Here is a 26441-nt window from a genome sequence, read left to right as displayed (position 1 = left end):
CTTCTTCGCTTCTTACCCTCTGCCGCCCAACGCGGAGGCTCGGCGCCGAGATTCTCAACGGATGAAGCCCCAGAGGTTGCGCTGGCCGTTTTCCGCACCCTGGTCATTGGCGTCGGTGGGCAGCTCGCTGTAGAGCGTCCAGTAGATGGCGGCTGCGCCGCCGTTGTTGTTCAGCGCCACCTGCACGTCATGCACCAGCGTGGGGGCCAGCAGGTTGTGGCTGCCGGTCAGCGCCCGGTCGCCGCTGCTGACGAGGCTGTGGGTGGCGGCGGTGTAGTGGCGCCACAAGCCGTCTTCGCCCAGGTACAGCACGTCGCCGCGTCGGTTGATGGTGCGGCGGTCGAGGCTGGACAGCCGCGTGGCGCTGCACAGCGGCTGTGGCAGATCCTTGCGGTTGATGGCGCCGTCGGGTGTGCGCACGTACACGCCGCAGGTCTGGCTGGGCTCCAGGGCGTACCGAATGAAGTCGTAGGCCAGCACTTCGCCCGCGTTGGTGATGCCCAGCAGGTAGAGGGCGTCGCGGTGGAAGCTGCTGCGGATGTCGGAGTCGGTTTTGCCATGGATTTGCTGCCGGACCTGACTGGCCTGCCAGGGCTGGCCAGCGGCGGGGGAGACGGCCAGGTGGCGGTCGAAGCGGTACACCGGGCCGTCCGAGACGGACTGCGCCCAGTCCACCGCCGCCAGGCCGCGGTGCACGCGCACGCGGCCCAGGAGGGCGCTGGCGGAGGGGCCCGCCGTGTCGATGCGCTGCGCCACTCCAAAGCCTGCGCTGAGCGTGCCGCGCGCCACTACGACCTGACTGTGCTTGCTGTCGCGCGGCACGGTGCCGGCCCAGACCATGTTGCCGTTGTTGTCCAGATCAAAGCTGGCGCGCACGTTGAAGGTCTCTCTGCTGTGCTCGGCAAAGATGTGGCGCCGCCAGACGGGTGCGCTCGCCAGACGCCAGCTCACGGCGGTGTGCGCCACGGTGGGGTCAATCAGGGGCGGGGTGCCGCGGCGCTGCATCCAGTAGGTGTGCATGATGGCCACGTTGCCGGCGTTGTCCACGCGCAGCTGCACGGGGTCGGTCAAGTAGGCGGCCCGGATATCGGCCTTGAGCGGCAGGTCGGTCACCACCTGCGGCGCGCTCCAGGTGCTGGTGGCGGGGTCGTATTGCGACAGGTACAGGTAGTAGCACCGGTTGGGCGCCTTGTCGTAGGCCGTGGCGCTGCACACATCGCTGCTGGCCCAGGCCACGGCGGCATGGCCATTGGCGGGCGACATGGCCACGCGGGTATAGGCGGCGCGCTCGTGAATGTGCACTTCGTGCGTGGGCAGGGTGCTGCTGCCCAGTATTTGCGCTGGCCCCCAGCTGACCTGGCCTGTTGCATCCACCTTGCCGCGCACGATGTGGATGGACGATTGCGCCTCGCCTGCAACGGGCGTCTGGCCGCGCAGCGGCAGCGGCTTGACTGCCAGCATCAGGGCGTTGTTGTCGTTGTCCACCGCCACGCCGATCCCGCCAGGCCGCACGGGGCGCGCCCGCAGGTTATCGCCCAGGACCTCGCCCGGGGCATACATCTGGCTGGCGCGCCATGGGTTGGCCGCAGGCGTTGGTGCCGGAGCGGGCGTTGGTGCTGGTGCTGGTGCGGGCGTTGGTGCCGGAGCGGGTGTTGGCGCTGGAGCTGGAGCTGGAGCGGGCGTTGGCGCTGGAGCTGGAGCTGGAGCTGGAGCTGGAGCTGGAGCCGGCGTTGGTGCTGGAGCCGGTGCAGGTGGCGTCGGCGCTGGCGCCGGAGTGGGCGCTGGTGTCGGGGCAGGGGTTGGCGCAGGAGCAGGAGCAGGGGTTGGCGTTGGCCCTGGAGTTGGCACCGGCGCTGGGCTCGGCGCAGGAGCCGGAGTGGGCGTCGGCGCTGGCTCATCGCCCCCACCACCGCCACAAGCCGTCATCGCCGCAGAGGCGAACAGCGCCGCCAGGGCATGCAAGCGCCGGTGGCTGGCGTGCCAGGGTGCTTGGCGGGCGGATGCTTGGCTTGCCTGGGGCTCGCCCAGTGGTGCAATAGGCGGTGTATGCATGGTCACTCCCTCAAAGATCAAAAAACGGCCTCCAGCCGAAAACGCGCATTGTCAGCGCTGGCGGGGCGCAATCCACCTGGGGATTACTCTGAGAGAACCTGTTCAAAGTCTCTGCACGGCTGGCAAGACAGTGGATTGGGGCGGTCTACTGCGCCCGCAAAGCCTCGCCATAGACCCAGCCATGGCTGCGTTTTGCGCCTTGCAGCCCATCCCAAGCCACTTTTTGCCCGCTCGCGCCGAGACTTTGAACAGGCTCTGACGCCACGGCACTGACCTTGCCTGCACGGCCCTGGGCGGCACGCCGTGTGCAGAGGCAAGGTTTCGCCTTGGCAAGTTGAGCTTTTCTGGCTTGTTGCGTGATGGGCGCTGTCATTCACCGGGCATTAACCCAGACCACTTCGCCAGGGTGGTGCTCGGCCACGGTGTCCAGCGCGGCGGCCTGTTGGCTGGGGTGGCGCGGGTCGATGTCGTGACCGAACACGGTCAAATCCAGCCCCCGCGCGCGCCAGGTCTGGATTTCGCCCGCCGTGAGCACACTGGCGCCGACCCACACCGGATGCGCTCCGGTGTCGAACAGGGCGCGCAGCGATTCAAAGCCCTGTCGGGTGGTCGTGAGGATGACCATGCGGGTGCGGCTTTGTCAGTAGGTTCGATCAAGGCCCGACCAAGACCCGCTCAAGCCTTCTGGATCGGGATATAGACCTCCCCACCGCCGGCGGCGAATTCCCTGGACTTTTCATCCATGCCGGCTTTCAAGGCTTCGGCTTCGCTCAAGCCCTTGGCGGCGGCGAAGTCGCGCACTTCCTGCGTGATCTTCATGGAGCAGAACTTGGGGCCGCACATGCTGCAGAAGTGCGCGGTCTTGCTGCTGTCCTTGGGCAGGGTTTCGTCGTGGAAGTCGCGTGCGGTGTCGGGATCCAGCCCCAGGTTGAATTGGTCTTCCCAGCGGAATTCAAAGCGGGCCCTGCTGATCGCGTCGTCGCGCGCGCGGGCGCTGGGGTGGCCCTTGGCCACGTCGGCGGCGTGGGCGGCGATCTTGTAGGCGATGATGCCTTGCTTCACATCATCGCGGTCGGGCAGGCCCAGGTGCTCCTTGGGCGTGACGTAGCACAGCATGGCCGTGCCCATCCAGCCGATCATGGCCGCGCCTATTGCCGAGGCGATGTGGTCGTAGCCGGGGGCGATGTCGATGGTCAGCGGGCCCAGGGTGTAGAACGGCGCTTCGTGGCAGTGTTTGAGCTGCTCGGTCATGTTCTCCTGGATCATGTGCATGGGCACGTGGCCGGGGCCTTCGATCATGGTTTGCACGTCGTGCTTCCAGGCGATTTGCGTCAGCTCGCCCAGGGTGCGCAGCTCGGCGAACTGGGCTTCGTCGTTGGCATCGGACGCGCAGCCGGGGCGCAGGCCGTCGCCCAGGCTGAAGCTCACGTCATACGCCTTCATGATTTCGCAGATTTCCTCGAAGTGGGTGTAGAGGAAGCTCTCCTTGTGATGCGCGATGCACCACTTGGCCATGATGGAGCCGCCGCGGCTGACGATGCCCGTCACCCGATTGGCCGTGAGGTGGATGAAGGGCAGGCGCACGCCGGCGTGGATGGTGAAGTAGTCCACGCCCTGCTCGGCCTGCTCGATCAGCGTGTCGCGGAAGATTTCCCAGGTCAGGTCTTCGGCGATGCCACCCACTTTTTCCAGCGCCTGGTAGATGGGCACGGTGCCGATGGGCACGGGGCTGTTGCGGATGATCCAGTCGCGCGTGGTGTGGATGTTCTTGCCGGTGGACAGATCCATCACCGTGTCGCCGCCCCAGCGGATGGACCAGACGAGCTTTTCCACCTCCTCCTCGATGCTGCTGGTCACGGCCGAGTTGCCGATGTTGGCGTTGATCTTCACGCGGAAGTTGCGGCCGATGATCATTGGCTCGATTTCCGGGTGGTTGATGTTGGCCGGGATGATGGCGCGCCCGCGCGCCACTTCGTCGCGCACGAACTCGGGCGTGATGACATCGGGGATCACCGCACCCATCGGGTTGCCCCGGCGGCGCGCCTCGCGCGCAGCATCGCCCAAGTGCTCGCGCAGCCACTCCATGCGGCCGTTCTCGCGCAGGGCGATGTATTCCATCTCGGGCGTGATGATGCCTTGGCGTGCGTAGTGCATTTGCGTGACGTTGCGGCCAGCCTTGGCGCGGCGCGGCTGGCGTTGCAGCCCGGCCGCTTCCTGCCGCAGTTGGGCGATGCGCTCGGCATCGCGCCCCTCGTGCTTACCGCCGTCGTCCAGGATGTGGGCCAGGCGGCCGGCGTAGGTTTCGGTGTCGCCGCGCTCCTCAATCCATGCCTGGCGCAGCGCGGGCAGGCCACGGCGCACGTCGATCTGAGCCTGCGGGTCGGTGTAGGGGCCGCTGGTGTCGTACACGCTGGCCTGCGCGCCGTTGGTGAGCTGGATGTCGCGCACGGGCACGCGGATGTCCGCGCGCGAGCCTTGCAGATAGGCTTTGCTGGAGGCGGGCAGCGGCTCGCGCGTGAGCGCCAGCAGTTGCTTGAGGGAAGAAAGTTTTTCAGGTGCGTTCATGGGGCCTCGCAATCAGGGGGGAAAGTCGCTTTTTCACCCCGGAGGCCCGGCCCACTGCGGTCGCCAGGCCCAGGAAGCTGTGTTCCAAGGGCCTGGGCTGCATGGGCCGCATTGGCGGCTGCCAGCTCATCCTTACGCCGGTACTAACCGGATCAAGTTGACGGGTTCGGCCTGGGCCATCTCAGCGCGCCTTTGGGGCCGGTGTTCAGAGCCGACTCCCAAGGCGCGCACCCCGGAGTGCGGCGCGCATCATACCGCCGGCGCTGCCGCCCGGGCCTCCGGTCAATCCCGCAGCAGTTGAGAGGCAGGCTCTTAAACCTGGGCCCCGGCCTGGCGCAGCAGCTGCGCCACCTGCTCGCCCAGCGCCTGGGCCTGGGCCAGCGTGGCAATGGCTGCGCTGGCCTGCACCTGCACCAGGGGGCGCTGGCCTTGTGGGTCGCCCCAGGCCGCGCGCAGCCACAGCGTGTCTGGCGCCTCGGCCCAAACAGCATGGGCCGCCAGCGGCACGGAGCAGCTGCCGCCCAGGGCGCGGCTGACGGCGCGCTCGGCGGCTGTGGCCAGCCAAGTGGGCAGGTGCGACAAGGCCTGCAAGGCGGTCTGCAACTGCTGGGCCTGGGGCGTGTGCGGCTGGGTGGCCAGCACTTCGATGCCCAGCGCGCCCTGGCCTGCAGCGGGCAGCATTTGTTCGGGCGTGAACTGCATGCGGATGCGCCCGGCCAGTTGCAGGCGTTCCAGCCCGGCGGCGGCCAGTACGATGGCGCTGAACTGGCCTTCGTCGAGCTTGCGCAGACGCGTGTCCAGGTTACCGCGCAAAGGCTCGATGCGCAGATCCGGGCGCAGGTGCTGCAGCAGCACCTGGCGGCGCAGGCTGGAGGTGCCGACCACGGCGCCTTCGGGCAGGTCTTCCAGCCGCGCGTAGTGGTTGGAGACAAAGGCATCGTGCGGATTGCCTCGCTCGGGCACGCAGGCCAGTGCGAAGCCTGCGGGCAGTTCCATGGGCACATCTTTGAGCGAGTGCACGGCCAGGTGCGCGCGGCCATCGACCAGCGCGGCTTCCAGCTCCTTGACGAACAGACCTTTGCCGCCGACCTTGCTCAGGCTGCGGTCGAGGATCTGATCGCCGCGGGTGGTCATGCCCAGCAGCGTGGCCTGCAGCCCCTGGGCCTGCAGGCGTTGCTGGATATGTTGGGCCTGCCAGAGGGCCAGGCGGCTTTCGCGCGTGGCAATGACGCAGGTGGCGGGGGGGCGGGTGGAAGCGTTCATGAGGGGAGTGAGTGCGTGGCCATCGAAAGCCCGTGCCGTGCGTTGCAGTGGCGCTTTGAACAGGCTCACTTTGAACAGGCGCTCAGGGCGCGGGCGGCGGCAATGGTAGCGCGCCCAGAAGGCAGGGCAGGGCAAGGCAGGGCAGGGCGATGCAGACAGACGCAAGCTGCGCGGCGCGCCAGCGGGGCAAGCGTATGAACGGGCGCTCAAAACCCCGGCTGCTGTCGCTCGCGTTCTCGTTGCGAGGCCAGGCTGGCCAGCTGGCCCCAGGTCTGCAGCCCTTGGGCCTGGGCATGGGCCAGGGCGATCAGGGCCAGCTCGGCCGTGGCCATGGCGTCGGCCACGGCGTCGTGGCGGGCGCTGTGCGCCAGGCCCAGGGCTTGCAGCCAGGCGTCCAGGTCGTGATCGCCGGAGATGACAGGCGTCTTGTTCGGCATATCGGCTTGCAGCGCCGTTGGGCAGGGGCCGAGCAGGGCTGGCAACAGTTGCGCCAGATCGCACACGCCAGGCAGGGGCAGCAGCATCTTGCCTGTGCGGCTGCTGGGTGCGTGCTTGCCCAGCCATTGCTGCGCGGCGCGGTGCAGCATGGCCTGGTCGAACCAGGCGTGCCAGGCCAGCCACAGCGCGTCCTGGCCCCATTCGAGCAGCTCCAGCAGGGCCAGGCGCGGATCCTGGCCCTGGCTCAGGTCGTCCTGGGTCAGGCCGTGAAACAGCTGGCCCAGCGGGCTGATGGGCACTGGCACCTTGAGCACGCGCGCAAAGCTGTGGCCCAGGGCGATGCCGGGCTGGGCGCCGCAGGCCTGGATGCGCACCGCGCCGATGGACAGCACGCTGTCGCGCTGGCGGTCCAGCCCGGTGGTTTCCAGATCGAATACCACCAGCGCCTGCGTGGCCAGCGGCTGCGCGCCGGGCTGGGCGAAGGGCTGCAGCTGGGCCAGGCGCTGCTGCAGTTCATGGCGCTGCGGTGGTGGCAGAGGGGGCAGCGGCGCGGCCTGGCGCGCGCCCAGCCATTGGCGCAGGGTTTGCCACATGGAAGAGCTCATAGGCGGTAGTTCAGGCGCAGCGCGTCTTGCAGGCGGCTGGCCTCGGCCAGCGCGGCGCGCAGCACGCGCAGCTCCAGCGTATTGCACTGCTGCAGCGCGATCAGGTTGTCCAGCGGCTGGCCTTGTTGCTGCTGGCGCTGGTGGTGGCGCAGGCGCAGCTGCTGCAGGAAGTTGAAGGCGTCCTCATAGGTCTTGACGCGCTCTGGGCGCAAATGGCCGCGCTCGCCCAGCCAGCGCAGCCGCTGTACGGTGGAGGCCGCGCTGCAGCCCTGGGCCAGCGCCAGGATGCGCACGGCATCGACGCAGATGGCCAGGGCCTGCTTTTTGATGTCCAGCGTGGTGCCGCCCTGGGCAGCGCCCAGGGCTTGGATCAGGCGGTGCTTGAGGCCCTGCGCACCGCCGATGGCCGGCGGCGTGCGCTGCAGCGCGAAGCTGGCCATGAGGCGCTGGAAAGCGCTTTCCTGCTGGAAGCGCTCCAGGCTGTAGGCGCGCAGCTGCTGCACGGCCTGCTCCAGCCGCGCATGGGCGCTGGGCGAGGCCCAGGCCAGCCGCATGTCGAAGAAGATGGTGGCGTTGAGCACGTCCTGCGGCTGGGCCTGCAGCAGCATGCGGTCGAAGAAATCGCGCCACTGGAAGTCGGCCAGGCACAGCGCCGGGTTGCTGGCCATGATCTCGCCCGGGCACCAGTGCAGGCCGCAGGCGTCCAGCGCCTGGTTGATGGCCTTGGCCAGCGGCAGCAGCCGGGCCTGGGCCTGTTGCGCCTGGGCCGGCTCGTCGGCCAGGAACAACAGGCCGTTGTCCTGGTCGCTCAGCAGGGTTTGCTCGCCGCGCGCCTCGCTGCCAAAGGCCAGCCAGGCAAAGGGCAAGCCAGGGTCGCCATGCTCGGCCAGCATCAGCTCGATGACGCGCTCGACGCTGTGGTCGTTGAGCTGGGTGACGATGCGCAGCACCTGCTCCGCGCTGGCTCCATGCGCCAGCATGTTGGCCACCAGGCGGCCGATGTCGGCGCGCAGCGTGGCCAGTTCAGGCACCGAGGCAGCGCTGCGAATGGCGCGCGCCAGGTGCACCAGATCGACGCGCTGCAGCGCGAACAGGTCGCGCTCGGAGATCACGCCGCGCAGCACACCGTCTTCGACCAGGCACAGGTGGCCGAAGTGGTGGCGCGCCATCAGCATGGTGGCGTCAAAAGCGCTGTCGTCCGGGTGCAGGGACATGGGCGCGGCGGTCATGACCTGGCCGATGGGCGCATCCAGGTCGGCGTCCGAGGCGATGACCAGCGCGCGCAGGTCGCGCAACGTGAAGATGCCCTGCAGGTGCAGATCGGCGTCGGTGATGGCAATACTGCTGGTGCGCTGGCCGTGCATCAGGCCGACGGCTTTGCGCACGCTGGTGGCTGGGCTGCAGGTCAGCGGCGCGCGCGTGACCAGGCTGCGCAGCGGAGTGTTGAGCGCATCGGCCTCGTGCAGGGTTTGCAGCGCGCCCAGCTGCATGTGCTGGCCCACGCGCGCCAGCAGCCCGCTGACGCCGCGCAGCGCAAACTGCCGGAACACGGGCGAGATCTCCAGCAATTGCACGAACTGCGCCACCGGCAGCTGTAGGCAGAAGCTGTCCTCGGCGGCGGTATAGCGGCGGCGCGTGGGGCGCTCGCCCAGAATGGCGGCAAACGGAAAGGCGTCGCCGGGTAGCAGCTGCACCGGGGTGTCGGGCTCCTGCTGCTGCGCCGGTGCGGCGGGCTGGGCCAGCTCGGCGCGCTGGCCCACCACATGGCCCTGGCGCACGATGTACCAATGCGCCACGCGCGGCGCCTCGGGGCCCAGGATTTGCTGGCCCGCAGCGAAAAAAACCAGCGCGCTGTGCTGCAGCAAATGCAGCACATGGGCTGGCTCCATGGCGTCAAAGGGCGCGTGCTGCTGCAGGAACGCCGCCAGCGCCTGCACGTTCTGCGCCACGGCGCGCTGGCCAGCGGCCGCGTCTGTGGCGGGGGGAGACTCTGTCATGCCAAATTCCTCTGCGTGGGCCTGCCCAGCAGGCCGGGCGTGCTGGGCAGTGCTGGCGGGCACTTTCGGGCCGCTGGGCGGGCTTGTCGATAGAGATGAACCCGCAGACTTGCGGCTTTGGACTGTGCGACGTTTTTTTGGTGCGGTTTTTTCGCTATATAATCTCGCGCTTATTCCCCGATAGCTCAGTCGGTAGAGCGACGGACTGTTAATCCGCAGGTCCCTGGTTCGAGCCCAGGTCGGGGAGCCACCGATTCCAAGCGCAGTTGGCGTGCCCGTTGGCGCACAACAATAGGCAGCGGCAGCTGCGCACCAGTTTTCCCCGATAGCTCAGTCGGTAGAGCGACGGACTGTTAATCCGCAGGTCCCTGGTTCGAGCCCAGGTCGGGGAGCCAAATAAGACAGGCCAACAGGCCATGCCCGCAGGCACAGAACAAGGCGCGATGCAAATCGCGCCTTTTCTTTTGCCTGTGCTTTTTGCGTTGTTCCCCGACGTGCCCCCCCGACGTGACAAGCGGACGCTACCAGCCCAGCGCCTGGGCCTGCAGCCACTGGCCAAAGCCGATGCGCGTGGCCGGCCATTGCGCGGCCTGGGGCATGGGGATGGGCGCTTGAGGCGTACAGGGCACGCAGGCGCGCTGCAGATAGGCCCAGGCATTGAACAGCCCGGCATGGGTGATCCACAGTTGCGCCGTGGGCGAAGGCGTGTGGGCCCAGCGCAGGCGCAGCGCCTGGGCGCGCGCCAGCACGTCGGCCACGCACTCCCTGCCGCCGAAGCGGTGCTGCGCGAAGTCCTGCGTCCAGGCGTCAATGGAGGCGCGAGGGATGCTGCGCCAGGGTTGTTGTTCCCAGCAGCCGAAATCCATTTCATTGAGCAGTGGCTCGACCTGCCAGGCGGGCAGGTCGGGGCGCAGTGCGCACAAGGCCTGCGCCAGGGCCTGGGTGCGCTGGCGCTCGGAGGTCAGCAGCTGGCAGCCTGTGGGCAGCAACGCCGCCAGCGCCAGGGCCGATTGCGCCAGGTGTGCCGGCTCCAAGGGCACCTCGCTGGCGCCATAACAAAGGGGCTCGGGCAGTTGCACGCGGGGGTGGCGCGCCAGCCACAGCGGCGCGGCCGGCGGTGGCGCGCTGGCGCTCATGCGCTGGCGGCGCTGGCCACAAGGGCTGCGCTGTGCGGGGCCAGGGCCATCAGCAGCGCCAGGTAAAAGCCCAGCTCGCCCACTTGCTGGGCGGCGCCCAGGCCATCGCCGGTAAAACCGCCCAGGCGCACGCGCAGGCGCCAGCCGACCAGGCCGCCGCAGAGCAAGGCGCCCAGGCCCGCCCACAACCAGGCGCTGGCCGGCGCGGCCACAGGCCCGCTGTGCAGTAGCGCGCCCACGGCCAGGGCGCTCACAGCCAGCCAGAGCAGCGCCGTGCGCAGCGCGCTGGCCTGCAGGCCCGTGGCAATGGGCTTGGATTTGGATTGCGCGCTGTCGCCCACGTGCGGCAGCCAGGCTGTGAGCAGCAGCGGCATCAGCCGCGAGCACACGTGCGCGGCGGGCAGGGCGCTGGCGGCCAGCAGCGCAGGGCCCAGTTGCAGCAATGCGGCCAGCAGCGCGGTTTTCAGCAGCAGCGCCACGATCAGCGTGACGGCGGCAAAGGAGCCAATGCGCGAGTCCTTCATGATGAGCAGGATGCGCTCGCGGTCGCTGCCGCCGCCCAGGCCATCGGCCAGGTCGGCCAGGCCGTCCTCATGGAAGGCCCCGGTCAGCCACAGGCTGGCCACGGTGGAGAGCAGCGCGGCCACCCAGGCCAGCGCCGGGGCCTGTTGCAGGCTGGGCAGCAGGGTCAGCGCCAGCAGCATGACGGCAGCGCTCAACAAGCCGATGAGCAGGCCGATGCCAGGCAGGTGGCCCAGCGCATGGCGCAGCATCTGTGGGTGATAGCCAACCCAGCGCGCCAGCGCGCCTGTGACCGGAATGCGCGTGAAATACTGCAACGCCAGCAGGAAGTGGCGCAGCCCTTGCAATAGGGGCTGCCGGACGTGGTCGCTGGGCTGCGCGCGGGGCTGGTGTGGCTGATGTGGCATGTGGCGCTGCTTGGACTCAGCCCGGCAGCTGGCCCGAGACCTGTGCCGAATCGAAGCTGGCCATGTCGCGCAGGATGCGGCAGGCCGACTCCAGCAGCGGCCAAGCCAACGCCGCGCCCGAGCCCTCGCCCAGGCGCATGTCCAGCTGCAGCAAGGGGGTGGCCCCCAGTTCTTCGAGCATCAGGCGATGGCCTTGCTCATGCGAGCGGTGCGAGAACACACAGCGCTGCAACACGTGCGGCGCCAGCCGCGCCGCCACCAGCACGGCGGCGCTGGTCACGAAGCCGTCCACCACGATCAGGCGCTGCTCCTGCGCGGCTTGCAATACGGCGCCGACCATGCCGGCAATCTCCAGCCCGCCCAGGGCGCTGAGCGCCTGTAAGGGGCTTTGGGCATCGGCATGGCGTTGCAGCGTGCGCTGCAGCACGTTGAGCTTGTGCGCCATGGCAGCGCCATGCACGCCGCTGCCTGCACCGGCGCAGGCCTCGATGGGCTGGCCGCTCAGCCGCGCCAGCAGCAGGGCGGCAGACGAGGTGTTGCCAATGCCCATCTCGCCCAACAGGATGGCGTTGCCAGGCACGGCCTGCACGGCGCGCCGCCCGGCGGCGATGGCTGCCTGGCATTGCTCGGCGCTCATGGCTGGGTGCTCGCTGGCATCGGCTGTGCCGGGGGCTACCTTGTAATCGAGCAGATCCGGGTGGGGCGGCAACAGCCGGGCCACGCCACAGTCCACCAGCTTCAGCGCGATGCCATGCTGGCGCGTGAGCACGCTGATGGCCGCGCCGCCGCTGAGCATATTGGCCACCATCTGCCAGGTGACCTCCTGCGGGAAGGCCGAGACGCCCTGCTGCGCCAGGCCGTGATCGCCAGCGAAGATCAGTGCATGGGGCTGGCGCAGCACGGGCGTGGTGCTGCCTTGCAGCATGCCGATCTGGTGGGCCAGGGCCTCCAATCGGCCCAGCGAGCCCAGCGGCTTGGTCTTGTTGTCCAGCACGGTTTGCAGCTGGCTGGCAAGCTGCGCATCGTGCAAATCGGCAATGGCTGCAACGCAGGCGGTCAAATCGGAAGGGGTGGAAGAATGCATGGTGGTCCAATGGAAGGGCCCAGGGCCAACACGGGCCTGGGCAAGGCCAGGTGCGCTATCCTAATTGCAAAATTTCTTTTCAATGCGCTCATGCCGTGCCAGGGCGCAAGTGCCGATCTTCTGCATGCGCCAGACGCTCAAACATCCAGTACACAGCGAACTTTTGATCAAGAAAAGCCGCTTCATCGGCTGCGTGCAGCCCGTGGCCGACCGCGCCCAGGCGCAGAGCATCGTGGCGCAGCTGTGGCAGCAGCATCCTGGCGCGCGCCACGTTTGTTGGGCGCTGATGGCCGGCGGGCAATCGGCGGCGGTGGATGATGGCGAGCCCAGCGGCACAGCCGGCCGCCCCATGCTGGAAGTGCTGCGTCACCAGCAGCTCGAAGGCGTGCTGGCCACCGTGGTGCGCTACTTTGGCGGCGTCAAGCTGGGCGCTGGCGGCCTGGTGCGCGCCTACACCGATGCCGTGGCCCAGGCCCTGCTGCAGGCCGAGCGCGTACCGCTGCAAGCCCTGGCCACACTGGCTTTCAGTGTGAACTACCCACAGGAAGGCCTGTTGCGCCACCTGCTGGCCCAGCACGGCGTGCAGCAGTTGGAAGTGGCGCACGGCGAGCGCGTCACCATCACCGCCCAGGTGCAGGAAAATCAGGCCCAGGATCTGCGCCAGGCCATTGCCGATGCCACGCAGGGGGCGGTGCAGTGGTTGGATGCGCAGCGGTAGTAAGCCCCAGCCATCGGCTGCCTTGCGCAGCTTTTTACATCCGCGGATCGATTTTCAAATCGCCCGGCCGGATCCAGCCCCAGCGGCGCAGCACGCTGGCAAACAGCAGGGCCAGCGCGGCCGGCAGGATGAAGTGCAGCAAGGCGATGGACAGCCAGACTTGACCGCTCTCGCCCATGGCGGCCAGGGTGCCGACCTGGCCGACGAAGCCGCTGGTGCCCATGCCTGAGCCGGTGGGGATGTTCTGCATGCCAAAGCCCAGCGTGGCCACAGGCCCGAGGATGGCGGCGCTGAGGATGGGCGGGATCCAGATGCGCGGGTTGCGCACGATGTTGGGCAGTTGCAGCATGCTGGTGCCCAGGCCCTGGCTGAGCAGGCCGGAGACGCCGTTTTCGCGGTAGCTCATGGCGGCAAAACCGATCATTTGCGCAGCGCAGCCGACTGTGGCTGCGCCGCCTGCCAGGCCGCCCAGGTTCAGCGAGATGGCCAGCGCGGCGCTGGAGGTGGGGCCTGTGAGGATCATGCCCATGACCACGGCCAGGATGATGCTCATCAGCAGGGGTTGCAGCGTCATAGCCCACTGGATGGTGTTGCCGGTGACCTCCAGCACGTTGCCGATGAAGGGCGCCAGGCCTTTGGCCGTCAGAAAGCCCACAGCCAGCGCTGTGGCCGGGGTGACGATGATGTCGATGGGGGTGGTCTTGCTCACCAGTTTGCTGGCCTCGGTGGCGGCAGCCACGGCCACGAAGCAGCCCACCGGCCCGCCGAGCTTGGCCCCCAATGCGCCGATGGCGGCGCTGGCAAAGACGACGATGGGCGGGCCTTGCAGCCCATAGGCCACAGCCACGCCAATGGCCGCGCCCATGCTTTGCTGGGCCATGGTGCCGGCCTCGATCAGCCAGGGCTGGCCTGTCCAGCCGCCCACGGTCTTGAGGATCAGCCCGATGATCAGCGAGCCGAACAGGCCCAGGGTCATGTAGTTGAGCGCCTCGATGCCATAGCGGCGCAGCGAGAACTCGATGTTGCGGGACTGGAGAAAGGACTTGAGTGACATGGCCAGGTGCTGTGTGCAGGGCAGTGGGTGGAAAATTTGCGAGATTGTAATACTCAATTTGAGTATTAATTGGGCTTGGCGCGAATGCTGTGGATTGGGGCGGGTGGTGGGCTGTAACCTGCCCCAATTTGCAGGCACGGACTGCGAGGCTGCTCTTGCGGGTTCAGCGCGAGCATGAAAAAGGGCGCCAGCTGGCGCCCTGTGGTGCACGGCCGTGTTGGGGCCTGCCTCAGAAGCGATGGCGGATGCCGACGGTCAAGCCGGTGCGGCTCTTGGCGCCATTGACGGCGCCGCGGCTGTCGGTGAGCGAGGCGTGGTCGCTGCTGATCTTGATGTGATCGAGCCCGATGTAGGCGTCGGTGCGCTTGGAGAAGGCGTAGTCCAGCACGGTGGAGAGAAAGTGTGCCGTGCCGTCGGCCACTGCACTGCGCCCGGACTGCTTGGCATACCAGTAGTGCGTGCCCCAATTCAGCTGCGGCGTGATCTGATAGCCCACGCCGGCAGTGATCATCTGGCGCTTGTTGGCCACGGTGAAGGCTGGGCCGCTGAAGCCGCCGTTGCTGGTGCCAGTCCACAGCGAGCTGAGCGTGGCGTAGTCAACGTTGCACTGGATGTTGGCGCCGCAGTTGGCCTGGCCGTCGAGGTTGTGCTTGTTCTGCGCGTAGGCTGCATTCAGATACCAGGGGCCGGTGCGGTAGGAGCCGCCCACGGCATAGGCCTTGATCTTCTTGCCGCTGCTGCCGAAGCTGCGCTCCATGTAGCCAGCGCCGATGGCCAGGCCGCCATCGGCATAGCGCACGTAGCCGCCGCGCGATTTGCCACCGGTGGAGTAGGTGCCGGGCACACCGGGCACGCTGGTGCTGCCTTCGCCGTCGAGCGTGGCCTGAAGGCTCACGCGCACCTTGCCGAACTCGGCCAGGTATTTGAGCAGCTCGTTGTTGCGCGCGCCCAGCGACATGCCAATCTCGGGCTTGAAGGCCTCCATGTAGGGCGAGTATGGATAGGAGGCAAAAGTGCTGGTGTACAGATCGAACAGGGCGTTGTACTGGCGCCCGGCTGTCAGGCGGCCAAAGCGCTTGTGCTGCAGGCCGACCCAGGCCTGCTGGTAGCCTGCGCCGACAATGTTGCCGCTGGTGCTGTCAATGCGCTGCTCCAGATTGGCCAACACTTTGAAGCCATCGCCCAGCTGCTCGGTGACGTTGATGCCCAGGCGGCTTTGCGACATGCCGCCGCCGATCATCTTGGTCTGCGACTGCTTGTGATCGCCAGCCGGGCCTTCGTTGGTGGTGTAGCGCACAGCAGCATCGATGATGCCGTAGAGCTGCACGCTCGATTGGGCATGGGCCGGCAGCAGGCTGCCAAGGCCCAGCAGGCCGGCGGCCAGGGCGGTGATGCGCAGAGCGTGGCGCGGGCGGCGAGAAGTGCTCATGGGGTGTCTCCTTAGGGGCTGGGGCGGCCTGGCGCTGCGCAGGCGGTGCGCATGGGCCGGCCACCGCGATGGTGGTCGAAACATTCAGCGGCCCAGGGGGCAGCACATCACCCTCATGGACCGCTGGCAGCAGGACTGGGCAAGCTGCACTGGTGTGCGGCGCGCCGCTGGTGGTGGTACAACGGCGGCGCCAAGCGGCAGTTATTTTGGGCGAGATCGGCTGCGAATGCCGATATTGGGCTCCTCTGGTTTTCCCCAATTCACGGTGCCGTCAGGCGCGGGATGTGACGCCCAGGCGACTTCCCGTGCACAGCCTTCACGCACAGTTTGGATGAGAGAGCGCAGCATGCCATCCCCATCGACATCCATCCCCCCAGGCCAAGAGCCATGGCTACAGCAGACTGGGCCTGGGCCATGGCAAGCCCTTTGGCAGCAAAGCTGGGCGGGGCTGGGCTTGCAGCCCGAGGCCGACTTGCTGCCCCAGTTGCTGGCCGCCTATGGCCAGCCGCAGCGCCACTACCACGGTTTGCAGCACTTGCACGAATGCCTGTGGCACTGGCAGCAGGTGCAACACCTGGCAGACCGCCCGGCGCTGGTGGCGCTGGCCCTGTGGTTTCACGACGCGGTGTACGACCCCCAGGCCAAAGACAACGAGCGGCGCAGTGCGCAATGGGCAATGCAGGCCTTGCAGGCGGCGGGCGCTCCGGCGGCGATGGCCGAGCAAGTTCAGGCGCTGATCATGGCCACCTGCCACACCGCGCAGCCCGCGCCAGGCGATGCGCAGCTGGTGGTGGACATTGACCTGGCCATCCTCGGCGCTGCGCCGGCGCGCTTTGCGCAGTACCAACGGCAGGTGCGGCAGGAATACGGCTGGGTGCCCGAGGCGCAGTACCGCCAGGGCCGCCGCGCCGTGCTGCAAGGCTTCGCCCAGCGCGCGGCCATTTATGGCACGTCCTGGTTCCAAGCGCGGCTGGAGACGCGCGCCCGCGCCAATCTGGCACAGTCCTTGGCCGAGTTGGACGGAGTCGAGGCCGGGTAACAACCCCGGCCATGGGCTCGATCACGGCCCCACCCCAAACCACTTGTTGCCCACTTGCGCCGAGACTTTGAACAGGTTCCAAAAAAAATTTCAAATTTTTTTCGCCGCCCGTGTCAGGTTTTTCCGCCTGGCCCGACATGGCAGGTGTGCGGTGTGTTTGCCGCATGTTTTTAACTTTTTGATGGAGAAACCCATGAGCCAAATCAAAAACATCGCTGCCCTGGCTGCTTCCCTGATCGCCCTCTCGGCTTGTGCTGCAACGACCCCTGCCGAGCAAAAGTGCGGCGCTGGCACCTGCGGCAAGAAGGAAAGCTCGGCCCCCGCCAAGGATGCAGCCTGCGCGAAGAAGGAAGAGGGCAAGGAAGCAGCCTGCTCCAAGAAAGAAGCAGCTTGCTCCAAGAAGGAAGGCAAGGAAGCGGCTTGCTCGAAAAAGGAAGCGGCTTGCTCCAAGAAAGAAGCGGCCTGCTCCAAGAAGTAATCGCCGCATCGCATCACCACGCACGCAAGTCACACAGGCAGGAATCACCATGATTGGACTGGGCTACCGGCGCGAAATGCGCGATTGGGACATCGCCGCCCTGGACGCCGACTTCTTTGAAGTGGCGCCGGAGAACTGGCTGCGCCGCTCGCGCGAGCCGCTGCACCAATTGCTGGCGCTGGGCCGGCCCGTGTTTTTGCATGGCGTGTCGCTCAATCTGGGCGGCACTTCGGAAATTTCTGCCGACTTCGTGCGTGGCGTGCGCGACCTGCTGGCCGAGCTGGGCACCGACCGCTATTCGGACCACCTGGCCGCCAGCGGCGATGCGCACCAGCTCTACGACCTGTTTCCCATCCCCTTCACGCTGGGCGAGGCGAGGCGCGTGGCCGAGCGCATCAGCCGCGTGCAAGACCTGCTGGGCCAGCGCATGGCCATCGAAAACAGCAGTTGGTACACCAACGTGGGCGAGATGAGCGAGCCGGAATTTCTGATGGAAGTGGTGTGCCGCGCCGACTGCCGCATCCTGCTCGATCTGAACAACATCGACGTCAACCGCAAGAACCACGGTGGCCCCGACCTGGACGCCTACGTGGCGCAGGTGGACCTCTCGCGCGTGAGCTACATGCACGTGGCCGGGCACGAGTTCGACGAACGCTTTGGCATGCATGTGGACACGCACAGCCAGCCCGTGGAGCCGCACACCGCGCGCAAGGCGCGCGCGCTGCACGCCGCCCACGGCCTGCCCATCCTGCTGGAGTGGGACAACGATATTCCTGACGCCGCTACGCTCAACCGCGAGCTGGCCAGCCTGCGCCAGCCGCTGCCTGCGACCCCTGTGGCCTCTGCAGATCCTGTGGCTTCTGCCCCCGCCGTTGCGCCCAGCACGGCCCGCAACGCCCCCGCCCGCCGCCGCGCCAAGGAGCTGGCATGAACGCCGCCGCCTTGCCGCTGCCGCCGCCCCAGGCCCAACAAAACCAGACCGAAGCCAGCACCGCTGCCTTCTACGACTACGTGCGCGGCCGCACGGACGACGTGCCGCCCGGCTACACCGAAGCGGGCCTGCGCGTGTACCGCTACCTCGTCTATCTGGGCGCCAGCCAGATGATCGAAGCCCACCACCCCGCGCTGCGCGAGCAGCTGGGCGAGGGCGACTGGCGCACCCTGATCGAAGCCTTCGTGCGCGACTCGCGCTGGCAATCGAATTTCTATGAAGACCTCAACGATGCATTCAACGACTTTCTCGCCCGCGCCAGCCAGTGATGCCCCGGCCTGCCTGGCGGGCCGCAGCTGCGCCGTGCTCGGCGGCCTGCGCCGCCTGCTGCAAGACGCGGGCCTGCTGGGCCTGCGCCTGTGGGCCGGGCAGGAATTCATCCGCGCCGGGCTGACCAAGCTGCAAGGCAGCGGCGGTGCGCCCGAATGGTTTGCCGGGCTGGACTTTCCCTTTCCCAACAGCCTGCTGAGCGCCGACTTCAACTGGCTGGCCGCTGGCTGGGGCGAGCTGCTGCTGGGCGCGGCCCTGGCGCTGGGCCTGGGCAGCCGCCTGGCCGCGTTGGGCCTGCTCTACATCACCTGGGTGGCCGTCTACACCGTTCACTTCGACCTGGGCTGGGCCGGCTGGAACCAGATCGACACCGACGAGGGCCAGGGCTTCAAGGTGCCGCTGATGCTGGGCCTGATGCTGTTTGCCGTGCTCACCCAGGGCGGCGGGCGCTGGGCGCTGGATCGGCTGCTGCTGCGCCGCCATTGCCGCAGCGCATAGTCGGTGCAGCTCAGGTAGTGTCGCGTAGCCGCGCAGTAGGGTGTTGACCGCGCCGACTATCATGCCCGCCCTATGACTGCTCCTTCCCCTTCAAACCCTGCGGCGCTGGACGTGCAGGCCCTGGCGCAGACTTGGCGCCAGCCCATGCTGCGCTTTGCGCTGCTGCATCTGCAGCCGCCTGAAGAAGCCGAGGACGCGGTGCAGGACGCCTTGCTCGCCCTGCTGGGCGCGAAGCCCGCCACGCTCACGCAAGGCGACGCGCGGCATTATCTGTTTGGCATCCTCAAGCACAAGATTACCGATCGCCTGCGCGCCAAGTATCGGCCCGAGGTGGCCTATCAGGATGCTTTCGAGGAAGACGATTTGGACCAGGCGCTGTTCGATGCGCGCGACCATTGGCACGATGGTGTAGCGCCGGCTCTGTGGAGCAGCCCAGAGGGCCAGCTGCAAAATCAGCAATTTCTGGCCGTGGTCGACGCCTGCGTGCACCGCCTGCCGCCCAAGATTGCCCGCGTGTTCAGCATGAAAGAGCTGCTCGAATGCGATGCCGCCGAGGTGTGCGACACCCTGGGGCTGAGCAAGAGCGATTACTGGCAGTGTATGAGCCGTGCTCGCAAGCAATTGCAGCTGTGCCTGAGCCAGCACTGGTTCGAACAACCACAAGAGGGCCGCCAGCCATGAAATGCGCGCAGTACATCTTCAAGCTCACCTCGGGCCAGCTGGGCGAAGATGCCCCGGCCAGCGAGCGGGCGCAGGCCGCTTTGCATCGGCTGGTGTGTCGCCACTGCCGGGATTTCGCGCGCAACGATGCGGCGCTGGACGACATCCTGGGCGCTTACCGCCAGGCGTTGCAGACGCCCGATTTACCCGACTCGCCCGAGCCCCCTGGGCCGGCAGCACAGCCGCCGCAGAAGTAAGCGCCTGGCCCCGAAATCCTGCTTCAAGCCCCAGCCGTTGGCGCCGCCGTGCCCCGTGCCGTGCGCGCCCTTGGCGCACAGTGTGCGCGGCGCTTTCGTTGGTGCAATCGCGCGCTATGCCGCATCCAGCCGCCCCAGGCGAGCCAGCAGCTGCTTGCTGGTGGTGGTGTAGGGCGTGGGCAGGGCCTGCTGGTGGTGCTGTTCGGCAATGGCAAAGGCCGCCAGCGTGGCCTCGTGAAAACTGCAGGCGATGAGCTTGCGCTTGCCGGGGTAGCTGGCGATGTCGCCAATGGCGTAAATGCCGGCGCGGCAGCTGCGCATCGTGGCTGGATCGACGCGGATGTGCTTGGCATCCCAGCCTACGTCCCACTCCAGCGCTGCCCCCAGCTTGGGGGCGATGCCCTGGTAGAGCAACAAAACATCCAAGGCCAGCTCTTCGCGTTGGCCCTGTGCATTGAGCAGCTGCAGGGCCTGCAGCCTGGGGGCCGCGCCGGGGGCTTCGGCCAGCGTCAATGCCTGCAGCTGGCCAGTGGCGATGTGGATGCAGCCTTGCGCCTGCAGCGCGCGCAGCTGCTGCAACTCGTCGGCCTCGGCAGTGAACACGTCACGCCGGTGCAGCAGCGTCAGCCGGCTTGGGGCCTGCGCAGCTGGCAGGGCGGCCAGCTGCAAGGCTTTGCGCACGGCATCCTCGCCGCCGCCATGCAGCACCACATGCCGGCCTGCCACGGTGGCAGAGCCATCACGGGTTTGCAAAAACACCTGCTCTCCTTGGGCCAGCAGGGCTTCCAGCCCTTCCAGGCGCAGGCTGCGGGGCGCGAAGGCGCCTACCCCCAAGGCCAACACAACGGCACGGGTGAGGATCTGCTCGCCAGCGTCGGTACGCACGCACCACAGCGGCGCGCTGCTGTCTGCAGTGGGGGGCGCATGCGGCTCGATGGCGGTGACGGTTTGCCCCCAATGCCAGTCGATGGCAAAGGGCGAGAGCTGCTGCCATAGGCGCTCGCTCAGCTCCGCGCCGCTGACTTGTTGCAGCGCCGGAATGTCGTAAATGGGCTTTTGCGGGTAGAGCTGGGCGCACTGGCCGCCAGGCTGGGGCAGGGCCTCGACGGCATGGCAGCGCAGCCCTTGCAGGCCCAGCTGGAACAGTTGGTACAGGCCGGCTGGCCCAGCGCCGACGACCACGGCATCGCACACCGGCCCGCCATCATCTGGGGCTGCTGGCGGCGGCGCGGGCCTCAGCGCACCAGGTATTGCAGCTTGTCGCTCTGGCCGTTCCATTCGTCAGCGTCCTCCAAGGCGGCCTTGCGCTTGGTGATGGTCTTGTAGTTCTCGCTGGCGCACAGCTCGGCGTTGATCTGGATGAACTCCTGCTGATCGGCTGGCACGTCTTCTTCGGCGAAGATGGCCTCTGCCGGGCATTCGGGCACGCACACGGCGCAGTCGATGCACTCCTCAGGGTCGATGATCAGAAAGTTCGGGCCTTCCTTGAAACAGTCGACCGGGCACACATCCACGCAATCGGTGTACTTGCACTTAATACAGTTTTCGGTGACGACGTGGGTCATGGCGCTGGCCGCAGGAAAAAGCAAAAAAGCAAAGTTCGTGGGGGATTTTCAGGGGGGCGATTCTATCGCCGCAGCAAAGTCACTGGCATGAGGATGGGCTCGGCGCCTGGCGGGTGTAGAGCGTGTGATGCAAAAGCCGCCACATGGCGGCGACCATGTGGCGGCTTGGCGGGCACAAGTGCTGTGCCAAGTGTCAAGAATCAGGCGTGCTTGTCCGCCTGGGTGCTGGGCGGTTGCACCGACCAGCTGGGCGGCTCGTCATTGCCGCTGTCCTCATCGTGTTCGGATTCTTCGAAAGTGGCGTGGACTTTGCCAGCGGCGTGGTGCACCGGCGCGTAGATGGCGTACAGGCGCATCGGGCTGTCGCCAGTGTTGATGACGTCGTGCCACATGCCAGCGGGCACGAGAATGCACCAGCCGTCTTCCACGTCCTGCTCGAAATTCAGGTTGTCCTTGGACGGGCCCATCTTGCACTTGCCCTGGCCGGCATCCAGGCGCAGGAACTGGTCGGTATCGGGGTGGGCCTCCAGGCCGATGGACTGGCCTGGCTCGATGGACATCAGCGTGACCTGCAGGTACTTGCCGCTCCAGACGACTGTGCGGTAGTTGCTGTTGTCCTTGGTGGCGTTTTCAAGATCGAAGGCGTTGGGTTGAGGGCCGATGTCTTGAACGACGGGTTTTTGGCTCATGTATGACTCCGTGAGGGCGGGGATGAAAAAAGACCGCAGCGTCAGCCGCAGGCAGCTGATTGTGCGATGCCCTGCATCTTAGAGCCTGTTCGGTGTCTTGGTGCGGGCACGCCGTCTGCAATGGGGCAGGCCATGCAAAGTGCGTGCCCCGAGGCGGCGGCCCTACGGCATCCGATGCCATTCGTAGGACATTGCCCAGCGCCGCGCGGTTTCATGCATCATCCGCGCCATTGGTTTTGACCCATCAAAAAGGAATTGAACATGACACATCCCGCCCCCCAAGACTCCCAGCGCTGGCAGGCCATCAAGGCCAAGCTGCTGCAGCGCCAGGAGGAGCTTGAACGTGAAATCAGCGCCGCTCGCGCAGAAATTGAGCAGGACGCGCAAAACAGCCCCGAAGAGCCTGGTGATGCTGCCCAGCGCCTGGAGGCCAAGGAAGTGCGCCAGGCTGAGCTGGCGCGCGATCAGGCCGAGCACGCCTCCATCGGCCGTGCGCTGGCACGCATCGATGCCGGCGAATACGGCCAGTGCGCGCAATGCGGTCAGTCCATCTCCGAGCAGCGTTTGCTGGCACGGCCCGAATCGACGCTGTGCATCAACTGCAAGCAGGAGGCTGAAGAGCACGCGCATTGATTGGCTCAAAGGGCGCGCAGCCTTTGTGCTGACGGAGCCCGCCGGGAGATTGCGCCACCGCTGTAGCCTTTGAGGAAGGCTGCGTGGTGGCGCAGTCGTTTTCCTGATTGCACAGGAAGGGCTGCACGAATTGCAGCGCCGCACGCATCTGCGGCTTCGGGGGCTGCAGCGCTGCAAGGCTTTGGCATGGCCCGCAGCCACGGCTGTGCCATCACTGGCGGTCTTCGGGGGGCTCTGGGCGCAGCCACAGCCAAGCGGCCACTGCCGCCATGCAGCCCGAGGCGAGCCAGAACACGCCCATGGGTACGCCCACGAGCAGCATCAGCAGTGCGCTGGCCAGCATGGTCAGGCTGGCGGCGCGCTTGGCGCGGCGATGCACGTAGCCGCCGTCCTCCCAGTTGCGCAGCATGGGGCCGAACATGCGGTGCATGCGCAGCCACTGATGCAGGCGCGGCGAGCTGCGAGCTGCGGCCCAGGCCGAAATGAGGATGAACACCGTCGTCGGCATGCCGGGCGTGAATGCTCCGATGATGCCCAGCAACAGCGAGCACATGGCCAGCAAGTACAGCAGCGCCCGCGCGATCGGCGCCAGCGGGCGCATGGGCTTGGGGGCCGGTGATGGGGTGCCCGGCGGCGCTGCTGTTTCGTCCGGGCCGACTTGGGTGGCGCAAGCCTTGCCTGCGCAGGCTGGCGTTGGGGCGGTATCGGCAGGCAGGACGCCGGGGGGGTCGCTTCGCTCGGTGGTCATGATGGTGCTCTGGGCGGCCGAAAGTGTGCCATCTTGCAGACGGGCAAACCTTGGCCGCTGCCCAGCAGGTGTTTCAGCAGGTCGGCGCGTTCATGGTATTGCCTGGGGGCCTCACGCCGCGCTCATCCCCCAGGGAGGTTTTGCGGTGTTGCGTTGCGCCCAGCAGCCCATTGGGACTTGGGGACGGCGCGATTGACGGCGGGTTTGAGGACAGGCGCTTACTGTGGCTTTGGCTGCGACGCATCGGTGGCTAAGGCACGCATGAGCCGATTGTAGGCATCGGCGCTGGGCTGGACGAGCCAGCTCAGCCCCTCGGCGCTGGTGGGTTGCCATTGCATGTGCCCAGGGGCGACCCAGATCTGCAGCAGAACCTGTCTTTCATGCAACAGCAATATGCGCTGGGCCTGTTGCGGCGCAGCGGTAGGGGCGGCGGGCTGTTGTGCGCCGGGCAGTATCTGCTGCAAGGCAGTGCGCACGTTTTCTGAAAGCGGTATGGCTACAGCCTGATCTTGCCCGCTGGCGCCAGCCCAGCGCCAATGGGTGGCTTGCGCCAGCGGCTGTGCCAATGCTGCGGCTGTTTGCGAAGCGCTGAAAGAGTTGCGCTGCCGATGCGGCTGCGTGTGGATTGCAATGGCGTCGCTCTGTGCCTGCTGCGCAGCCATGGCGGCCTCGGACTGCAGGGTCGCAGTCGATGCCGGGGGAGCAGGGGCGTAGGCCGGGGCAGGCAGGGCCTCGGGCTGTGGCGGCGCTTGCGGAGGGCGTGCTGCGGGCTGGCTGGCCACCCGTGCAGGCTTGGCGGCGCTGTCGGGCGCTGGCGCCTGGCGCGCAGGGTGGCGGTCCTCCAAGGCTGCTTCGGGCCAGCGCCCGTACCAAATCATCAACACCAGACAGGCCATACACACCGAGGCCAGGCCAGCGGCCCATTGGGGCTGGCGCCCTAGGGGGTGGAGCAGGCCCTGCACGGCACGGCGCAGCCGCAGCCATGCCGATGGGGATGCAGCAGGCTGCACATGTCCGGGTGCGGTCAAGGCGTGTGTGATCAAGGCATGTGCGGCATCGGCCAGAATGCGTTGGCGCAAGGCAGCGAGGCGCCCGGGCGCCAGGCCCGCCGCCGGGGCCGATGCCAGGGCTTGCTTCCAGAACGCCTGGAGCTCGGCATCGGATGGCTCTTGTGCCTGAGGGGTATCGGCGCGCTCATCGGCGCGCCCAGGTAGTGGTGATTCAGTCACGGGATTTCCTCTTGCGCACGGCAGCGATGTGGGGGGCAAAGGCACTCATGACTGGCTGTGCAAGGCACTCAAATAACTGCCCATGCATTGGCGCAGCTTTTGCAGGCTGTAGCGCAAGCGGCTGCGCAGAGCCTCGAAGCCTATGCCCAGGTGGACTGCCAGCTCTTGCAGGGAGCAATCTTCTTCGTGCTTGAGTAAGAAAGCGGCGCGCTGCTCGGGCGGCAGCTCTTCAAGGCAGCGCAGCAACTGTTGACCTGCAGCGCGCCAAAAGACCTGTTCATCGGTGGGAATTTGGCTGGCAGGTTGCGCGGCATGGGGGTGAATGGGCAGGGCGCAGATCGTTTCAGCCTCGCTGGCTTGGGAAGCCGCTTCTTCCTGTGCCTGCAGCGAAGCCACGGTGGCCGGTTGACGCTGGATGCGACGCAGATGATCCATAGCCGTGTGGTGTGCGATGGCAAACGCCCAAGTGCGCCACTGCGCCCCTTGCGGGCGAAAGCTGTTGCGCCCGCTGATGATGCGCAGCCAAGTCTCTTGAAAGACCTCTTCCACGTGCGTCTCTTGCGCCCTGCCCAAGGTGCGGGCAATAAAGCGCAGCATGCCCGCTTCGTGGCGGCTGTACAAGGCGTCGAAGCTTTTCGAATGGCCTGCCGCATAAGCCAGCATCAAGGCCTCGTCCGAATCTGGATGGGAAGAACGCATGCGCAAAACAATGGTTGATAAGCGAATCGGAATCTGCGGGGAGTGCGCGGGCATTGAGCTGGCAGGCCAGCGCGGGGGATGCAAAGTGCATAACACGCTCTAAGCTCAATTTCTGCAGTTTATGCGCTTTGAACACGCGCCCACGCACCCGCCAACGTGGCAGCGTGCTGCAAAGTGATGGCCAGCGCATGCAATCAAAGAGGCCTTGCTCGGTGAGCGTCACGCACAATACGCATTGTTCACGCGATGACTTGCAGGAGTTTTCATGTCGCAAAGCCACCTCATCGATGTTTCGGAGCTGAGCGCGCTGCTGGCCCAGCCCCAGCCCCCTGGGCGCCTGGTGCTGATTGATTGTCGCTTTGACCTGGTTCAACCTGAATGGGGCTATGCAGCCTATCAGCATGAACATCTGTCAGGCGCCATATACCTATCTCTGGACAGCGACTTGTCGGCGCCGTTGACTGGCAGCAACGGCCGCCATCCCTTGCCCTCGCCAGAGGATTTTGCTGCCACACTGGCGCGTACTGGCGTTGGCAGTGCAAGTCAGGTGGTGGTTTATGACCAAGGTGTGGCCATGATGGCGGCAAGGCTGTGGTGGATGCTGCGCTGGATCGGTTGCGGCAATGTGCGGGTGCTTGATGGCGGCCTGGCTGCATGGCAGGCCGCAGGCTTGCCGCTTGCCGCGTCAGACCATGCATTGGCGCAGGAGCTGAGCCCATCCGAGGCTGAGCCACTCGATGTGAAACTGCAGACAGGAATGCTGCGCTCAGCCCAGCAGGTGCTACAGGCATTGGGGGAGGGTGGGCAAATTCTTCTCGATGCCCGCGCAGAAGAGCGGTTTCGCGGCGATGTTGAGCCGCTGGACCCAGTCGCCGGGCACATCCCTGGTGCACTGAATCGCCCCTTCATGCAGAACCTGATGCCCGACGGCAGATTCAAGTCTGCGTCGCAGCTCAAGCATGAATTTGAAACGCTACTCCAGGGGCGGCCTGCAACGCAGTTGGTGCACCAGTGCGGCAGCGGCGTGTCCGCCGCTGTCAACATGCTGGCAATGGAAATTGCTGGCCTGACAGGCAGCAGCCTGTACGCTGGAAGCTGGAGCGAATGGGTCAGTGATCCCAGTAGGCCTGTGGCTGCCTACGGCACTGCCCTGAACAAGCAAGGCGTGACATAGAGTCTGCCGAGAGCATGGCGACTCATGCAGAGCTACCCCAAGCCTTGCCAACCTTCAAGCCATGCGGGGCGCGCAGCTTTTTTATCGTGCAGCTTGCGCCGATCGAAAAAGTTGTGTTATAGTCACGCCTTCGCTTGATTGCAGCTGCTCTATTGGGTGGTTGCGGTGGCAGATGCTGTTGAGGTTAGTTGACTGACTCAAAATTTCTGCTACAATGTGGAGTTTCCTCGAAAGCCTGGTT

The 26441-nt window shown here is 66.7% G+C and carries 28 protein-coding genes, 2 tRNA genes and 1 riboswitch; of the genes, 13 read left to right on the top strand and 17 right to left on the bottom strand.

The features are described 5' to 3' along the window. Positions 1–54 precede the first annotated feature (54 nt). Positions 55–1560 (bottom strand): hypothetical protein, encoded by a 1506-nt coding sequence (locus CLI93_RS14935; RefSeq protein ID WP_172424318.1) that lies wholly within the window; start codon positions 1558–1560, stop codon positions 55–57. A 14-nt stretch (positions 1561–1574) separates the two neighbouring features. Here CLI93_RS14935 and CLI93_RS15560 point away from each other — a divergent pair, with 14 nt between their 5' ends. Further along, entirely contained in the window at positions 1575–2039 is a 465-nt protein-coding gene (locus CLI93_RS15560) for a hypothetical protein (RefSeq protein WP_172424317.1), read from the top strand. Between the two features lie 386 nt (positions 2040–2425). On the opposite strand, the gene CLI93_RS10545 is transcribed toward CLI93_RS15560, so the two are convergent. The 5 genes from CLI93_RS10545 to CLI93_RS10525 form a co-directional block, all read right to left on the bottom strand. Beyond that, the gene (locus CLI93_RS10545) at positions 2426–2677 is read right to left on the bottom strand and encodes a hypothetical protein (protein ID WP_095543032.1); all 252 of its coding nucleotides are present in this window, start codon (positions 2675–2677) and stop codon (positions 2426–2428) included. A 50-nt stretch (positions 2678–2727) separates the two neighbouring features. Beyond that, positions 2728–4617 carry a phosphomethylpyrimidine synthase ThiC gene (thiC, locus tag CLI93_RS10540; RefSeq protein WP_095543031.1) on the bottom strand — a complete coding sequence of 630 codons (1890 nt, stop codon included), beginning with the start codon at positions 4615–4617 and terminating at the stop codon, positions 2728–2730. A gap of 111 nt (positions 4618–4728) precedes the next feature. After that, positions 4729–4862, bottom strand: a riboswitch (TPP riboswitch). A 67-nt stretch (positions 4863–4929) separates the two neighbouring features. Continuing rightward, positions 4930–5880, bottom strand: coding sequence for a hydroxymethylbilane synthase (gene hemC / locus CLI93_RS10535; RefSeq protein WP_095543066.1), 951 nt, complete (start codon positions 5878–5880; stop codon positions 4930–4932). Positions 5881–6086: 206 nt separating this feature from the next. After that, positions 6087–6911 (bottom strand): 3'-5' exonuclease, encoded by an 825-nt coding sequence (locus CLI93_RS10530; protein ID WP_172424319.1) that lies wholly within the window; start codon positions 6909–6911, stop codon positions 6087–6089. A gap of 8 nt (positions 6912–6919) precedes the next feature. Next, on the bottom strand, positions 6920–8920 hold the full coding sequence (locus tag CLI93_RS10525) for a DUF294 nucleotidyltransferase-like domain-containing protein (protein ID WP_095543029.1): 2001 nt from the start codon (positions 8918–8920) through the stop codon (positions 6920–6922). A 174-nt stretch (positions 8921–9094) separates the two neighbouring features. Between CLI93_RS10525 and CLI93_RS10520 the strand changes: the two genes are divergently transcribed. Beyond that, a tRNA-Asn gene (locus tag CLI93_RS10520) sits at positions 9095–9170 on the top strand. A gap of 69 nt (positions 9171–9239) precedes the next feature. Next, positions 9240–9315, top strand: a tRNA-Asn gene (locus CLI93_RS10515). 126 nt (positions 9316–9441) lie between these two features. On the opposite strand, the gene CLI93_RS10510 is transcribed toward CLI93_RS10515, so the two are convergent. Genes CLI93_RS10510 through cobT form a run of 3 tightly spaced genes read right to left on the bottom strand, consistent with a single transcriptional unit; the run spans position 9442 to position 12069 of the window. Then, positions 9442–10056 carry a histidine phosphatase family protein gene (locus CLI93_RS10510; protein WP_095543028.1) on the bottom strand — a complete coding sequence of 205 codons (615 nt, stop codon included), beginning with the start codon at positions 10054–10056 and terminating at the stop codon, positions 9442–9444. Next, positions 10053–10985, bottom strand: a complete 933-nt coding sequence (locus CLI93_RS10505) for an adenosylcobinamide-GDP ribazoletransferase (protein WP_338066622.1) — start codon at positions 10983–10985, stop codon at positions 10053–10055. The genes CLI93_RS10510 and CLI93_RS10505 overlap by 4 nt, the downstream gene beginning before the upstream one ends. Positions 10986–11001: 16 nt before the next feature. Further along, entirely contained in the window at positions 11002–12069 is a 1068-nt protein-coding gene (gene cobT / locus CLI93_RS10500) for a nicotinate-nucleotide--dimethylbenzimidazole phosphoribosyltransferase (protein WP_095543027.1), read from the bottom strand. Positions 12070–12193: 124 nt separating this feature from the next. Between cobT and CLI93_RS10495 the strand changes: the two genes are divergently transcribed. Then, entirely contained in the window at positions 12194–12787 is a 594-nt protein-coding gene (locus tag CLI93_RS10495) for an IMPACT family protein (protein ID WP_095543064.1), read from the top strand. Between the two features lie 34 nt (positions 12788–12821). Here CLI93_RS10495 and CLI93_RS10490 read toward each other — a convergent pair whose 3' ends face one another. After that, positions 12822–13841, bottom strand: a complete 1020-nt coding sequence (locus tag CLI93_RS10490; RefSeq protein ID WP_095543026.1) for a PTS sugar transporter subunit IIC — start codon at positions 13839–13841, stop codon at positions 12822–12824. A 229-nt stretch (positions 13842–14070) separates the two neighbouring features. Continuing rightward, the gene (locus CLI93_RS10485) at positions 14071–15270 is read right to left on the bottom strand and encodes a porin (protein ID WP_095543025.1); all 1200 of its coding nucleotides are present in this window, start codon (positions 15268–15270) and stop codon (positions 14071–14073) included. Positions 15271–15616: 346 nt separating this feature from the next. Here CLI93_RS10485 and CLI93_RS10480 point away from each other — a divergent pair, with 346 nt between their 5' ends. The 7 genes from CLI93_RS10480 to CLI93_RS10450 all read left to right on the top strand — a co-directional run bounded on the left by CLI93_RS10480 (position 15617) and on the right by CLI93_RS10450 (position 19463). After that, entirely contained in the window at positions 15617–16309 is a 693-nt protein-coding gene (locus CLI93_RS10480) for an HD domain-containing protein (RefSeq protein ID WP_238945883.1), read from the top strand. A 67-nt stretch (positions 16310–16376) separates the two neighbouring features. Further along, positions 16377–16787 carry a hypothetical protein gene (locus CLI93_RS10475; RefSeq protein WP_143326433.1) on the top strand — a complete coding sequence of 137 codons (411 nt, stop codon included), beginning with the start codon at positions 16377–16379 and terminating at the stop codon, positions 16785–16787. 49 nt (positions 16788–16836) lie between these two features. Continuing rightward, positions 16837–17718, top strand: a complete 882-nt coding sequence (locus CLI93_RS10470) for an MbnB/TglH/ChrH family RiPP precursor modification enzyme (protein WP_095543023.1) — start codon at positions 16837–16839, stop codon at positions 17716–17718. Continuing rightward, a complete protein-coding gene (locus CLI93_RS10465; protein WP_095543022.1) occupies positions 17715–18047 on the top strand; it encodes an HvfC/BufC family peptide modification chaperone in 333 nt (110 codons plus the stop codon). Before CLI93_RS10470 ends, CLI93_RS10465 begins: the two co-directional genes overlap by 4 nt. Continuing rightward, entirely contained in the window at positions 18010–18546 is a 537-nt protein-coding gene (locus CLI93_RS10460) for a DoxX family protein (RefSeq protein ID WP_095543021.1), read from the top strand. The genes CLI93_RS10465 and CLI93_RS10460 overlap by 38 nt, the downstream gene beginning before the upstream one ends. Positions 18547–18618: 72 nt before the next feature. Next, positions 18619–19227, top strand: coding sequence for a sigma-70 family RNA polymerase sigma factor (locus CLI93_RS10455; RefSeq protein WP_095543020.1), 609 nt, complete (start codon positions 18619–18621; stop codon positions 19225–19227). Continuing rightward, positions 19224–19463 carry a hypothetical protein gene (locus CLI93_RS10450; protein ID WP_095543019.1) on the top strand — a complete coding sequence of 80 codons (240 nt, stop codon included), beginning with the start codon at positions 19224–19226 and terminating at the stop codon, positions 19461–19463. The genes CLI93_RS10455 and CLI93_RS10450 overlap by 4 nt, the downstream gene beginning before the upstream one ends. Before the next feature lie 114 nt (positions 19464–19577). Here the strand turns inward: CLI93_RS10450 and CLI93_RS10445 are convergent, their stop codons facing one another. The 3 genes from CLI93_RS10445 to CLI93_RS10435 form a co-directional block, all read right to left on the bottom strand. Beyond that, positions 19578–20657: an NAD(P)/FAD-dependent oxidoreductase gene (locus CLI93_RS10445; protein WP_238946629.1), complete on the bottom strand. Its 1080-nt coding sequence runs from the start codon at positions 20655–20657 to the stop codon at positions 19578–19580. Between the two features lie 41 nt (positions 20658–20698). Beyond that, the gene (fdxA, locus tag CLI93_RS10440; RefSeq protein ID WP_095540624.1) at positions 20699–21028 is read right to left on the bottom strand and encodes a ferredoxin FdxA; all 330 of its coding nucleotides are present in this window, start codon (positions 21026–21028) and stop codon (positions 20699–20701) included. A gap of 200 nt (positions 21029–21228) precedes the next feature. Beyond that, entirely contained in the window at positions 21229–21717 is a 489-nt protein-coding gene (locus CLI93_RS10435; protein ID WP_095543017.1) for a cupin domain-containing protein, read from the bottom strand. A 261-nt stretch (positions 21718–21978) separates the two neighbouring features. Here CLI93_RS10435 and CLI93_RS10430 point away from each other — a divergent pair, with 261 nt between their 5' ends. Next, positions 21979–22350: a TraR/DksA family transcriptional regulator gene (locus tag CLI93_RS10430; RefSeq protein WP_095543016.1), complete on the top strand. Its 372-nt coding sequence runs from the start codon at positions 21979–21981 to the stop codon at positions 22348–22350. Positions 22351–22561: 211 nt separating this feature from the next. Here the strand turns inward: CLI93_RS10430 and CLI93_RS10425 are convergent, their stop codons facing one another. The 3 genes from CLI93_RS10425 to CLI93_RS10415 form a co-directional block, all read right to left on the bottom strand. Continuing rightward, positions 22562–23098 (bottom strand): YbaN family protein, encoded by a 537-nt coding sequence (locus CLI93_RS10425; RefSeq protein WP_238945882.1) that lies wholly within the window; start codon positions 23096–23098, stop codon positions 22562–22564. A 218-nt stretch (positions 23099–23316) separates the two neighbouring features. Further along, a complete protein-coding gene (locus tag CLI93_RS10420) occupies positions 23317–24327 on the bottom strand; it encodes a hypothetical protein (protein ID WP_095543015.1) in 1011 nt (336 codons plus the stop codon). Positions 24328–24372: 45 nt separating this feature from the next. Then, entirely contained in the window at positions 24373–25026 is a 654-nt protein-coding gene (locus tag CLI93_RS10415) for a sigma-70 family RNA polymerase sigma factor (protein ID WP_095543014.1), read from the bottom strand. A gap of 265 nt (positions 25027–25291) precedes the next feature. On the opposite strand from CLI93_RS10415, the gene CLI93_RS10410 reads away from it, so the two are divergent. After that, complete coding sequence (locus tag CLI93_RS10410; protein ID WP_095543013.1) at positions 25292–26200, top strand: sulfurtransferase; 909 nt, start codon at positions 25292–25294, stop codon at positions 26198–26200. The last annotated feature ends 241 nt before the right edge of the window (positions 26201–26441 follow it).

Source organism: Vandammella animalimorsus (assembly GCF_002288875.1).
Lineage (GTDB): Bacteria > Pseudomonadota > Gammaproteobacteria > Burkholderiales > Burkholderiaceae_C > Lampropedia > Lampropedia animalimorsus.
This window is presented reverse-complemented; position numbering and strand designations above follow the sequence as displayed.